General features: G+C 70.8%; 9 protein-coding genes. 6 read left to right on the top strand and 3 right to left on the bottom strand.

Going from position 1 to position 13125, the window contains the following annotated elements:
• Window positions 1–44 precede the first annotated feature (44 nt).
• Entirely contained in the window at window positions 45–2174 is a 2130-nt protein-coding gene (gene glgX / locus KBY32_RS03755) for a glycogen debranching protein GlgX (RefSeq protein WP_210978885.1), read from the bottom strand.
• A 35-nt stretch (window positions 2175–2209) separates the two neighbouring features.
• On the bottom strand, window positions 2210–2722 hold the full coding sequence (locus KBY32_RS03750; RefSeq protein ID WP_210978847.1) for a pep a2: 513 nt from the start codon (window positions 2720–2722) through the stop codon (window positions 2210–2212).
• A gap of 310 nt (window positions 2723–3032) precedes the next feature.
• Here KBY32_RS03750 and KBY32_RS03745 point away from each other — a divergent pair, with 310 nt between their 5' ends.
• The 5 genes from KBY32_RS03745 (at window position 3033) to glgB (ending at window position 10756) form a co-directional block, all read left to right on the top strand.
• Window positions 3033–3335 (top strand): DUF5133 domain-containing protein, encoded by a 303-nt coding sequence (locus tag KBY32_RS03745; RefSeq protein WP_210978846.1) that lies wholly within the window; start codon window positions 3033–3035, stop codon window positions 3333–3335.
• Between the two features lie 70 nt (window positions 3336–3405).
• Window positions 3406–5421, top strand: a complete 2016-nt coding sequence (locus KBY32_RS03740) for an alpha-1,4-glucan--maltose-1-phosphate maltosyltransferase (protein WP_210978845.1) — start codon at window positions 3406–3408, stop codon at window positions 5419–5421.
• Window positions 5418–7136: a maltose alpha-D-glucosyltransferase gene (gene treS, locus KBY32_RS03735; protein WP_210978844.1), complete on the top strand. Its 1719-nt coding sequence runs from the start codon at window positions 5418–5420 to the stop codon at window positions 7134–7136. Before KBY32_RS03740 ends, treS begins: the two co-directional genes overlap by 4 nt.
• A 41-nt stretch (window positions 7137–7177) precedes the next feature.
• Window positions 7178–8539: a maltokinase gene (locus KBY32_RS03730; RefSeq protein ID WP_210978843.1), complete on the top strand. Its 1362-nt coding sequence runs from the start codon at window positions 7178–7180 to the stop codon at window positions 8537–8539.
• Between the two features lie 3 nt (window positions 8540–8542).
• A complete protein-coding gene (gene glgB / locus KBY32_RS03725; RefSeq protein ID WP_210978842.1) occupies window positions 8543–10756 on the top strand; it encodes a 1,4-alpha-glucan branching enzyme in 2214 nt (737 codons plus the stop codon).
• 29 nt (window positions 10757–10785) lie between these two features.
• Here the strand turns inward: glgB and KBY32_RS03720 are convergent, their stop codons facing one another.
• Window positions 10786–11055: a DUF6480 family protein gene (locus tag KBY32_RS03720; RefSeq protein ID WP_210978841.1), complete on the bottom strand. Its 270-nt coding sequence runs from the start codon at window positions 11053–11055 to the stop codon at window positions 10786–10788.
• A 151-nt stretch (window positions 11056–11206) separates the two neighbouring features.
• Between KBY32_RS03720 and KBY32_RS03715 the strand changes: the two genes are divergently transcribed.
• Window positions 11207–13114 carry a long-chain fatty acid--CoA ligase gene (locus tag KBY32_RS03715; protein WP_115506965.1) on the top strand — a complete coding sequence of 636 codons (1908 nt, stop codon included), beginning with the start codon at window positions 11207–11209 and terminating at the stop codon, window positions 13112–13114.
• Window positions 13115–13125 lie beyond the last annotated feature (11 nt).

Below are 13125 nucleotides of genomic sequence, written 5' to 3'. Positions count from 1 at the left end.
GCGCGGCGGCCGTTACCCGGGCCGCGACGCGAGGTGCCTTGGGCCTAGCTCTCCTCCGGGGCGGAGACGCGGGACGGCCGGGAGAGGAGCACCAGGCTGCGGCGTTCGACCAGGAGGGCCGTGCCGGCCTTGTGCTCGGTCTCGTCCGGCGGGCCCTGCGGCTCGGCGGTGTCGATCAGCGTCGTCCAGCGCTCGCCGTAGCCGGCCTGCGGGAGCTGGAACTCGACCGGTTCCCAGTAGCTGTTGAACAGCAGGAGGAACGAGTCGTCGACGACGGGCCGCCCGCACCAGTCCGGTTCGGCGATCGCGTCGCCGTTGAGGAAGGCGGCCACGGCGCGGGCGTCGGGGCTCTGCCAGTCGTCGTCGTCCATCTCGCGGCCGTCCGGTGAGAACCACACCAGGTCGGGCAGCGGCTGGTCGGGACGGGTGGCCGTCTCCCCCTTGAAGAAGCGGCGCCGGCGCAGGACGGGGTGAGCAGCGCGCAGCCCGATGACGTATCGGGTGAAGTCGGCGAGCGCGCGCTGCTCGTCTGTGAGACGCCAGTCGATCCAGGAGATCTCGTTGTCCTGGCAGTAGGCGTTGTTGTTACCCCGTTGGGTGCGGCCGAGTTCGTCGCCGTGGCAGAGCATGGGGATGCCCTGCGAGAGCAGCAGTGTGGCGAGGAAGTTGCGCTGCTGGCGGGCCCGGAGCCGGAGCACGGCCGGGTCGTCGGTGTCGCCCTCGGCGCCGCAGTTCCAGGACCGGTTGTGGCTCTCGCCGTCCCGGTTTCCCTCGCCGTTGGCCTCGTTGTGCTTGTCGTTGTAGGAGACGAGGTCGCGCAGGGTGAACCCGTCGTGCGCGGTCACGAAGTTGACGCTGGCGCGCGGACGGCGCCGGCTGTGCGCGTACAGGTCGGAGCTGCCGGTCAGCCGGGAGGCGAACTCGCCGAGCGTGCCGGGCTCGCCGCGCCAGAAGTCCCGTACGGCGTCCCGGTACTTGCCGTTCCACTCCGACCACAGCGGCGGGAAGTTGCCTACCTGGTAGCCGCCCTCGCCGACGTCCCACGGCTCGGCGATGAGCTTGACCCTGCTGATCACCGGGTCCTGCTGGATCAGGTCGAAGAACGCCGACAGCCGGTCCACCTCGTGGAACTGCCGGGCCAGGGTGGCCGCGAGGTCGAAGCGGAAGCCGTCGACATGCATCTCGGTGACCCAGTAGCGCAGCGAGTCCATGATGAGCTGCAGGACGTAGGGGTGGCGCATCAGCAGGCTGTTGCCGGTGCCGGTGGTGTCGTAGTAGTGCGCCCAGTCGCCGTCGACCAGGCGGTAGTACGAGGCGTTGTCGATACCGCGGAAGGACAGGGTGGGGCCGCGTTCGTTGCCCTCGGCGGTGTGGTTGTAGACGACGTCGAGGATGACCTCGAGGCCGGCCTCGTGCAGCGCCTTCACCATCGCCTTGAATTCGCTGACCTGTTCGCCGCGGGTGCCGCGGGCGGCGTAGGCGTTGTGCGGGGCGAAGAAGCCGATGGTGTTGTAGCCCCAGTAGTTGGACAGGCCGCGGTCGAGGAGGACGCCGTCCTGGACGTACTGGTGGACGGGCATCAGCTCGACGGCGGTCACGCCGAGGGACGTCAGGTGCTCGACGACCGCGGGGTGCGCGAGTCCGGCGTAGGTGCCGCGCAGTTCGGGCGGGACGTCGGGGTGGGTGCGGGTGAGTCCGCGGACGTGTGCCTCGTAGATCACGGTGTCGGCGTACGGCCGCCTGGGCGGCCGGTCGTCACCCCAGTCGAAGTGCGGGTCGGTGACCACGCCGAGCATGGTGTGCCCGGCGCTGTCGGCCGGGGAGGGGCCGCCCGCGGTGCGTTCGAAGAGGGAGGCGTGATTGTCGACCTGGCCGTCTACGGCCCGGCTGTACGGGTCGAGCAGCAGCTTCGAGGCGTTGCAGCGGTGGCCGAGGCCGGGGTCCCAGGGGCCGTGCACCCGGTAGCCGTAGCGCTGGCCGGGGCCGACGCCGGGGACGTAGCCGTGCCAGACGAAACCGTCGACCTCGGTCAGCGGGACGGCGGTGTGCCGGTCCTGGTCGTCGACGAGGACCAGTTCGACGCGTTCGGCGACCTCGCTGAACAGGGCGAAGTTGGTGCCCTGTCCGTCGTGCGAGGCGCCCAGCGGGTAGGGGTGCCCGCTCCAGGCGGACACCCCTGTGCTCAGGTCCTTGCGGCGCCTGCGTACCGTCACCGGGCCTCCTCGAGGACGCCGTCCCGCACCCCGGCCGCGCCGGCCAGGGCGGCGACGGGCATCGCGCGGGGTACGCGCAGCGCCTCGCGGAGGCTGGGCGCGGGGGCGGTCGGTACGAGGGGGGCGCGTTCGCCGGCGCGGGCGCGCTGCGAGAACCAGATGACCTTGCTGCCGGTCCCGGTGGCGCAGCAGCCCCAGCCGTCGCTCATCGCGGCGAGGTGCCGGAGGCAGGCGCGCAGCTCGTGGTCCGGGCGCAGGGCCCGGTCGTTGTCACCGATGGCGGTGATGAGGTGCTGCCCGTTCCACCACATCTCGATCGAGGTGTTCTTGTCCTTCGCGTGCTCGTCGATGGCCCGCAGCAGCATCTCGGTGCCGTGGCGGACGGGTTCGACGAGCGTCTCCAGGTCCCAGTACCTGAGGTGAGCGGCCAGAATTCGGCTGACCTGACCGACCCGTTCAGGGCTGACTTCCACATCGAGGTGGTAGTAGCAGGGCACTGCGGTCTTCACCGTCGTTACCTCCTCACCGCGAAAGCTCCCGCTCTCCTCGTCCCCGCGGGACGGGCCCCGAATGCGGAGCGTGAGCGCTGATCGCCTCTGAGTCATCTCAGAGTGAGTGGTGTACGCCATTCGTGCAACACGAGCGAACGGGTGAGGCGGTAGTTGAAGATCCAACAGGACGCTGCGTCGCCGACCGTGCACCATGTGTGAAGACCTCGATGCCCGCAACGGAACCCGTGTGTGCCGCCCGCACGCACGGGTTCCGCCCGACGGTCGGGAGACGCGCCATCGAGCCCGGAAGTGGAAGGTGAGCGGGGCCATGCTGCTACCGGCCAAAGCCGAAGTCGCCCGCCTGCTGCGGCGGTACCGGGCCTGGGAGCGCGCCATGCTGGCCGCCCCGTCCGACCGAACGGTGCGTGCCACCTTCGAGGACACCGGTTACACCCTGTGCGTCCTGATGGGTAAGCGTTGCGCTCGCGAAGCCGCGGACGCGGCCGAGCAGTATCTGCGTGACACCCCGTCGGCCTACCTGTTGGAGCAGGAGGAACGGCCTCGGACGGTGAGCGTCGCGGCCGGGCAGGGCCGGCCGAGGACGCGTCGGCGTTTCCACGCGGGAAGGTAGCCGCCTTCCGGCAGAGTTCGGATCCCCGGCCGGGCCGTGTGCCCGGCCTCGAGCACGGTGGAGGTGAACCATGGGCAGGACCAAGGGCAGGACCGGTGCCGGCGCCGGGGCCGTAGGCCGCATCCCGGTACGGGACGTACGGCCGGCCGTGGAGCGCGGGAGGCATCCGGCGAAGGCGGTCGTCGGGGAGACCTTCGAGGTCACCGCCACCGTGTTCCGGGAGGGCCACGACGCCGTGGCCGCCAACGTCGTGCTGACCGATCCGAAGGGCCGCCCGGGTCCCTGGACGCCGATGCACGAGCTCGCGCCGGGCTCCGACCGCTGGGGCGCCAAGGTGACCCCGTCGGCGGTGGGGCTCTGGACGTTCCATGTGGAGGCCTGGAGCGACCCGGTGGCCACCTGGCGGCACACCGCCCGGATCAAGGTGCCGGCCGGGATCGACGTCGGGCTGGTGCTGGAGGAGGGCGGCGAGCTGTACGAGCGCGCCGCCGCCGGTGTGCCCGACCCGTCGGAGCGGTCGGCACTGCTCGCCGCCGCCGAGGCCCTGCGGGACGACTCCCTGCCTCCGGTGTCCCGGCTGTCGGCGGCCTTCGCGGCCAATGTGGACGCGGTGCTCGGCCGGTATCCGGTGCGGGATCTGGTGACGGCGTCGGAGGCGTTGCCGTTGCTGGTGGAGCGGGAGCGGGCGCTGTTCGGGTCGTGGTACGAGTTCTTCCCCCGGTCGGAGGGCACCCCGGAGCGGCCGCACGGGACGTTCGAGACGGCGGCGCGCCGGCTCCCGGCGATCGCCGCGATGGGCTTCGACGTCGTGTATCTCCCGCCGATCCATCCGATCGGGACGACGTTCCGCAAGGGCCCCGACAACACGCTGTCCGCCGGCCCGGACGATGTCGGGGTGCCGTGGGCGATCGGCTCGCCCGAGGGCGGGCACGACGCCGTGCACCCGGAACTGGGCACGATCGAGGACTTCGACCGGTTCGTGGCCCGCGCGCGGGAGTTGGGGCTGGAGATCGCGCTGGACTTCGCGCTGCAGTGCTCGCCGGACCATCCGTGGGTGTCCAAGCATCCGGAGTGGTTCCACCACCGCCCCGACGGCACGATCGCGTACGCGGAGAACCCGCCGAAGAAGTACCAGGACATCTACCCGATCGCGTTCGACGCGGACATGGACGGGCTGGTCGCGGAGACCCTGCGGATCCTGCGGCACTGGATGGGCCACGGGGTGCGGATCTTCCGGGTGGACAATCCGCACACCAAGCCGGTGGTGTTCTGGCAGCGGGTCATCGCCGACATCAACCGCACCGACCCCGATGTCATCTTCCTGGCGGAGGCGTTCACCCGCCCGGCGATGATGCACACGCTGGCGCAGATCGGCTTCCAGCAGTCGTACACGTACTTCACCTGGCGGACCGGCAAGCAGGAGCTGACGGAGTATCTGACCGAACTGTCGGGGGAGGCGGCCGCCTACATGCGGCCCAACTTCTTCGTCAACACCCCCGACATCCTGCACGCCTACCTCCAGCACGGACACCGCCCCGCCTTCGAGGTCCGCGCCGTCCTGGCCGCCACCCTCTCCCCCACCTGGGGCGTCTACAGCGGCTACGAACTGTGCGAGAACACCCCCCTGCGCGAAGGCAGCGAGGAGTACCTCAACAGCGAGAAGTACCAGCTGCGCCAACGCGACTGGGAGACCGCCGAACGCGAGGGCCGCACCATCACCCCCCTCATCACCCGGCTCAACACCATCCGCAGGTGCCACCCTGCGCTCCACCGGCTGCGCAATCTGCGCTTCCACCACACCGACAACGACGCCCTCATCGCGTACAGCAAACGCACGGGCCCCGACACGGTGCTGGTGGTCGCCAACCTCGATCCTCAGCACCCCCAGGAGGCCACGGTCTCGTTGGACATGCCGCACCTCGGGCTGGACTGGGACGCCTCCCTGTCCGTGCTCGACGAACTGACGGGTGAGACCTACCGCTGGGGCAGGGCCAACTACGTACGGCTGGAGCCCGGTAGGGCCCCCGCACACGTCTTCCACGTCCAGGCATCGCCACCGCAGATCGGAGGGTCCTCCACCTCATGACCGTCAACGAGCCCGTCCTGGACACCTTCGAGGACACCCCCGTCAAGGACCGTGATCCCGACTGGTTCAAGCGCGCCGTCTTCTACGAGGTCCTGGTCCGCTCCTTCCAGGACAGCAACGGCGACGGCGTGGGCGACCTCAAGGGCCTGACCGCCAAGCTCGACTACCTGCAATGGCTCGGCGTGGACTGCCTGTGGCTGCCGCCCTTCTTCAAGTCCCCGCTGCGCGACGGCGGCTACGACGTCTCCGACTACACCTCCGTGCTCCCCGAGTTCGGCGACCTCGCGGACTTCGTGGAGTTCGTGGACGCCGCGCACCAACGCGGGATGCGGGTCATCATCGACTTCGTCATGAACCACACGAGTGATCAGCACCCGTGGTTCCAGGAGTCCCGCAAGGACCCCGAAGGCCCCTACGGCGACTACTACATGTGGGCCGACGACGACAAGGCCTACCCCGACGCCCGCATCATCTTCGTCGACACCGAGGCCTCCAACTGGACCTTCGACCCGGTCCGCAAGCAGTACTACTTCCACCGCTTCTTCTCCCACCAGCCCGACCTCAACTACGAGAACCCGGCCGTGCAGGAGGAGATCCTCTCCGCCCTGAAGTTCTGGCTCGACCTCGGCATCGACGGCTTCCGCCTCGACGCCGTCCCCTACCTCTACGCCGAGGAAGGGACGAACTGCGAGAACCTCCCGGCGACCCACGCCTTCCTCAAGCGGGTCCGGCGCGAGATCGACGCCATGTACCCCGACACGGTGCTGCTGGCCGAGGCGAACCAGTGGCCCGAGGACGTCGTCGACTACTTCGGCGACTACGCCTCCGGCGGCGACGAGTGCCACATGGCCTTCCACTTCCCGGTCATGCCCCGCATCTTCATGGCGGTGCGCCGCGAGTCCCGCTATCCCGTCTCGGAAATCCTCGCGAAGACCCCGGCGATCCCGTCGGGCTGCCAGTGGGGCATCTTCCTGCGCAACCACGACGAGCTGACCCTGGAGATGGTCACCGACGAGGAGCGCGACTACATGTGGGCGGAATACGCCAAGGACCCCCGCATGCGCGCCAACATCGGCATCCGGCGCAGACTCGCACCCCTGCTGGACAACGACCGGCACTCCATCGAGCTGTTCACCGCCCTGCTGCTCTCGCTGCCCGGTTCGCCGATCCTCTACTACGGCGACGAGATCGGCATGGGCGACAACATCTGGCTCGGCGACCGCGACGCCGTCCGCACCCCCATGCAGTGGACGCCCGACCGCAACGCCGGCTTCTCCACGTGTGACCCCGGACGGCTCTGCCTGCCGACGATCATGGACCCGGTCTACGGCTACCAGGTGACGAACGTCGAGGCGTCGATGTCCTCGCCGTCCTCGCTGCTGCACTGGACCCGGCGCATGATCGAGATCCGCAAGCAGAACCCCGCCTTCGGACTCGGCTCCTACACCGAGCTGAACTCCTCCAACCCGGCCGTCCTCGCCTTCCTGCGCGAGTACGAGGACGACCTGGTGCTCTGCGTGCACAACTTCGCCCGCTTCTCGCAGCCCACCGAACTCGACCTGCGCGAGTTCAGCGGACGCGTCCCCGTCGAACTGTTCGGCGGCGTCCGCTTCCCCGCCATCGGCGAGCTGCCGTATCTGCTGACCCTCGGGGGCCACGGCTTCTACTGGTTCCGGCTCACCCGAGTCGCATCCCGCATCGGCAGACGATCTTGAGCCTGAGCTTCGAGCGACTGCCGAGGAAAGGACGCGTCACCATGCAGAAGACCGCAATCGCCCGACCGGGCCGTACCACCGACGCCGGCCCCATGGCGTCGCTCTCCGGCCTGCTGCGCGAATGGCTGCCCCGGCAGCGCTGGTTCGCCGGCAAGGACCGGCCGGTCACGGACCTCGCCCTGCTGTCCATGACCGAGCTCTTCCCGGGCTGTCTGCACCTGCTGGTGCACGCCGGTCACTCGGCCGTCCCCTCCCCCGGCGGCGCCCCGCCGGCCGGCGACTGCTACCAGCTGCTGCTCGGCGTACGGCAGCATCCGTCGCCGCGGCTCGGCCGGGCGCTGATCGGTAGGGCGGAGGAAGGCCCGCTGGCCGGGATGACGGTCTTCGACGCGCTGCAGGACCCCCGCTCGGCGCAGCTGCTCCTGGAGCGGCTGCGGCATCCCGGGGCCGCGGGTCCGCTGCGCTTCGAGGGCGATCCGGCCGTGCCGGTGCCGGCCGGTCTCGTGCCCCGGCTGCTGGACGCGGAGCAGTCCAACTCCTCGCTGGTGTACGGCGACGCGTTCATCCTGAAGCTGTTCCGGCGCATCCAGCCGGGGGTCAACCCCGATCTGGAGCTGTCCGGGGCGCTGGCCGGCCAGGGCTGCCGGCGGGTGCCGGCCCCGGTGGCCTGGTTCCGTACGACGAGCCCCTGGGAGGCCACGCTCGGGGTGCTCCAGCCGTTCCTGCGGAACGCCTCGGACGGCTGGACGCTGGCGCTCTCGGCGCTCGCCTCCGGTGACGAGTTCACCGCCGAGGCGCGCCAGCTGGGCCGGGCGACGGCCGAGGTGCATCTGGCGCTGGCGTCGGCGTTCCCGTCCCGGGCGCACGGCGAGAACAGCCGGATGGCGGCGGCCATGACGGAGCGTCTGGAGCTCGCCGCGCACTTCGTGCCCGCGCTCCAGCCCCATGTCCCCGGGCTGCGCACGGCCTTCGGCGCGCTCGCGGGCTGCGACCCGGGCCCGCCGGACCAGCGCATCCACGGCGACCTGCATCTGGGGCAGGTGCTGCGGGCCGGGCGGGAGTGGTTCGTCATCGACTTCGAGGGCGAGCCGTCCCGGCCGCTGGCGGAGCGGCGTGGTGTGCACTCCCCGGTACGCGACATCGCCGGGATGCTCCGCTCCTTCGACTACGCCGCCCGGCAGCGCCGCCCGTGGCGTCCGGAGTGGGCGCGCCGCTGCCGCGAGGCCTACTGCGCGGGCTACGCGTCGCTCGCCGGATGGGACCCGCGCAAGAAGCACGGACTGCTCCGTGCCTATGAGACCGACCGCGCCGTGTACGAGGTGCTGTACGAGGCCCGGCACCGACCCGACTGGTTGCCCGTACCTATGGCGGCGATCGAACGCCTCGCCGTGAGAGGAGCCTGACCGATGGCCCTGCACGAGACCTCGCGCCCCGAGTCCGCCGGAGCCAGCCGGAGCCTGACCGCCCCGGCCCTGGATCCCGGCGACCGCGACCGCCTGCTGGCGGGCACCCACCACGATCCGCACGCCCTGCTCGGGGCGCATCCCGTCCCCGGCGGGATCGCGGTGCGCGCGCTGCGCCCGTTCGCGCGGTCGGTGAGCGTGCTGGTGGACGGTGAGCGCACCGCGCTGGTCTCGGAGGGCGGCGGGCTGTTCTCCGCGCTGCTGCCGCTGCCGCGGATCCCCGCGTACACGCTGCTGGTGTCGTACCAGGAGGACGGCGGCGACGAGCACGAGACGCATGATCCGTACCGCTTCCTGCCGGCCCTGGGCGAGCTGGACCTCCATCTGATCCGGGAGGGCCGGCACGAGGAGCTGTGGAAGGCGCTCGGCGCCGAGCCCATGGAGCACCAGGGCGTGGCCGGCACCCGCTTCACCGTCTGGGCGCCGAACGCGCAGGGTGTGCGGGTCGCCGGGGACTTCTGCCACTGGGACGGGACGGCGTTCCCGATGCGGTCCCTCGGCGCGTCCGGGGTGTGGGAGCTGTTCCTGCCCGGCATCGGTGAGGGCACCCGGTACAAGTTCGAGATCACCTCCCGGTACGGCCACCGCTTCCTGAAGGCCGACCCGATGGCGCGGCGCGCGGAGGTGCCGCCGGACACGGCGTCGATCGTGCACGCCTCGCGCTACGAGTGGGGCGACGCGCGGTGGATGGCGCACCGCGGCGACGTCCCGGTGCACGAGGCCCCGTTCTCCGTGTACGAGGTGCATCTGCCGTCGTGGCGGCCGGGGCTGACGTACCGGCAGCTCGCCGAGGAGCTGCCCGCGTATGTCGCCGACCTCGGTTTCACGCATGTCGAGCTGATGCCGGTGGCGCAGCACCCGTTCGCGGGCTCGTGGGGCTACCAGGTCACCGGGTTCTACGCGCCCCTGTCCCGGCTGGGCGGTCCCGACGACTTCAAGTACCTGGTCGACTCGCTGCACCGGGCCGGGATCGGCGTGATCATGGACTGGGTCCCGGCGCACTTCCCGAAGGACGACTGGGCGCTGGCCCGGTTCGACGGGGACCCGCTGTACGAGCCCGGGGACGCCCGGCGGGCCGAGCACCCGGACTGGGGGACCTTCGAGTTCGACTTCGGGCGGACCGAGGTGCGCAACTTCCTGGTCGCCAACGCGACGTACTGGTGCGAGGAGTTCCACATCGACGGCCTGCGGGTGGACGCCGTCGCCTCCATGCTCTATCTGGACTACTCGCGTGAATCCGGGGGGTGGGCGCCCAACGCCTACGGCGGGCGGGAGGACCTGGCCGCGATGGCGTTCCTGCAGGAGATGAACGCGACGGTGTACCGGCGCAATCCGGGTGTCGTCACGATCGCGGAGGAGTCCACGGCGTGGGGCGGGGTGACCCGGCCGACGGACAGCGGCGGGCTGGGCTTCGGGCTGAAGTGGAACATGGGCTGGATGCACGACTCGCTGGAGTACATCGCCAAGGAGCCGGTGCACCGCAAGTACCACCACAACGAGATGACGTTCTCGATGGTGTACGCGTACAGCGAGAACTACGTCCTGCCCATCTCGCACGACGAGGTCGTGCACGGCAAGCAGGCGCTGGTGTCGAAGATGCCCGGGGACTGGTGGCAGCGGCGGGCCAACCACCGTGCCTATCTGGGCTTCATGTGGGCCCACCCGGGCAAGCAACTGCTGTTCATGGGGCAGGAGTTCGCGCAGGGCGCGGAGTGGTCGGAGGCGCACGGCCCGGAGTGGTGGCTGACGGACCCGGGGTACGCCTCGGCCGGGGACCACGTCGGGGTGCGTGATCTGGTCCGTGATCTCAACACCGTGTACCAGGCCACCCCGGCGCTGTGGCAGCGGGACACCGATCCCGCCGGCTTCCAGTGGTCGCTGGGGGACGCCGCCGACGACAACGTCTTCGCGTTCCTGCGGTACGACGCCGAGGGCGCGCCGCTGTTCTGCGTCTCGAACTTCTCGCCCGTGGTCCGGCACGACTACGCCCTGTGGGTCCCGGACCACGTCACGGCGTGGCGCGAGACCCTGAACACGGACGCGGCGCGGTACGGCGGCAGCGATGTCACCAATCCCGGCCCGCTCAAGCCGGAGGACGGGCGGCTGCGGCTGACGCTGCCTCCGCTGGCCACGGTGTGGCTCACACCGGGTCTCTGACGGGCCCCGGTCCGGGTCCAAGGATCAGGTCAGAAGATCAGGATCAGGGCGTAGACGAGGAAGAACGCGGCGATCAGGGCCGTGCCGAGGAGGATCAGGGTCAGGGGGGCCTTGGCCCACCCGGTGGGCGGGTTGTGGGTCTCCCGGGGGCCCGCTCCGGACATGCTGCTCTCCGCGGGCGGGGTCTCGCCGGGCGGTACGGAGCCGCCCGGTTCGAGGCCGGTGGTGCGCTCGGGTTCCGGGTCGGGGTTGGAGGGCCGACCGGGTTCTGAATCGGGTTGGGGGGTCGCGTGTGTCATGCCCTCCGGGTTCCCCCATGCGGCCGAGATCACCGAACGACGTCAATTGTCAGATCAGGGCACCGCGCGCTCCCGGCTGGGCTAGATTCGGGCGACGCCGATAACAGAGCTCATCGGTGATGTCACACCCGGTACATATCAGGAGCAGCGCATGCGCGACCTCGGCCTCGCTCCCCCGCCCGTTCGCCCGCTGACTGGAGGGCTCGCCGACAGCCTCTTCGAGACGGCCGCCACCGATCCCACGCTCCCGTTGCTCGCGCGCCGCCCCCACCCCTCCTCCTCCACATGGGAGGAGGTGACCGCCGTGGAGGTGCGCGACGAGGTCACCGCGGTCGCCAAGGGCCTGATCGCGTCCGGGATCTCGCCGGGCCACCGGGTGGCCGTGATGGCCCGCACCCGCTACGAGTGGACGGTGTTCAGCTACGCGCTGTGGGCGGTGGGCGCCGAGGTGGTGCCGATCTATCCGACGTCGTCGCGCGACCAGGTCGAGTGGATCCTCCGGGACGCCGAGTGCGTGGCCGTGGTGGTCGAGGACGAGCAGGCGATCATGACGGTCGGCTCGGTGTGCGGGACGCTGCCCCGGCTGCGGCATGTGTGGCAGCTGGACGCCGGCGGGCTCCAGCAGCTCGTCGAGGCGGGCGAGTTCGTGCCGTTCGCGACGGTGGAGTCGCTGCGCCGGATCGTGCTGCCGGACTCCACCGCGGCGATCATGTACACCTCCGGCACGACGGGCCGCCCGCTGGGCTGCGCGCTCAGCCACCGGGGTCTGGCGAGCCCCTGCGACACGCTCCTCGCCGGGTGGGGCCACACGGTCGTGCCGCCCGGCGAGCGGCAGGGCTCGGTCCTCGCCTTTCTGCCGTTCTCCCATGTGTACGGGCTGCTGGTGCAGGGGCTGTGCGTCCGCGGCGGGCTGCTGATGGGGCACGAGCCGGATCTCAGCGGGGAGGCGCTCGCCTCGGCGCTGCGGACGTTCCGGCCGACGTACTTCACGGCCGTCCCGTCGATCTTCGAGAAGATCTACAAGAACTTCCTGCGCACGGCGCAGCAGTCCGGCCGGGGCGCGCTGTTCGAGCGGGCCGCGGACACCGCCCGGGACTTCGCGGCGGCGCTGGAGCGCCACCGGCTGGGCGGCGGGCCCGGCCCCGGCTTCGATCTGCGGCTGCAGCACGCCCTGTACGAGCGGACGGTGTACCGCAAGCTGCGGGAGGCGCTGGGCGGGCGGATCTGCCGGGCGACCTCCGGCGGCTCCCCTCTCAACCGTGAACTGTCGCTGTTCTACGAGGGCATCGGCATCTATGTGAACGACGGCTACGGCCTGACCGAGACCTGTGGCGGGGTGACCGCGCAGCCGCTGGGCCGGGAGATGTCGGGCACGGTGGGTCAGGCGCTGCCGGGCGTGGACATCAGGGTGGCCGACGACGGGGAGATCCTGGTGCGCGGGCCCTCGGTGTTCCAGGGCTACGTCAACAACGAGGCCGCGACACGGGCCGCGTTGCGCGGCGGCTGGCTGGCGACCGGGGACCTCGGACGGCTGGACTCCGACGGCTACTTGACGATCACGGGCCGCAAGAAGGACGTCATCATCACGAGCAGCGGAAAGAGCGTCTCGCCGGCGCTCCTGGAGCAGCGGCTGCGGCAGCATCCGCTGGTCCACCAGGCCGTGGTGGTGGGTGACAACCGGCCCTGTATCGGGGCGCTCATCACGCTGGACCCGGAGTTCCTGGCGTTCTGGCGGGACTCCCTGGCGGCCCGCAGCGACGCGCGGGCCCGCGAGGCACGGGAGGAGAACGCGCTGCGGGAGGAGATCGGCCGGGCGGTGGCCGCCGCCAACAGCGCGGTGTCGCGCCCGGAGTCGATCCGGGTGTTCCGGGTGCTGCCGGAGCCGTTCGACGTGGCCAGCGGGCTGCTGACGCCGTCGATGAAGCTGCGCCGGGACGCGATCGTGCGGCACTACGAGGCGCAGATCGACGCCATGTACCAGGCGCGGTCGCGGATGCCCCGGGAGCATCTGTCGGACGACGTGGCGCACTGGGACGAGGGGGACAGCGTCTTCGGCTGAGTCACCGGGCG

Source organism: Streptomyces sp. RK62, from assembly GCF_018070255.1.
GTDB lineage: Bacteria > Actinomycetota > Actinomycetes > Streptomycetales > Streptomycetaceae > Streptomyces > Streptomyces nigra.
This window is presented reverse-complemented; position numbering and strand designations above follow the sequence as displayed.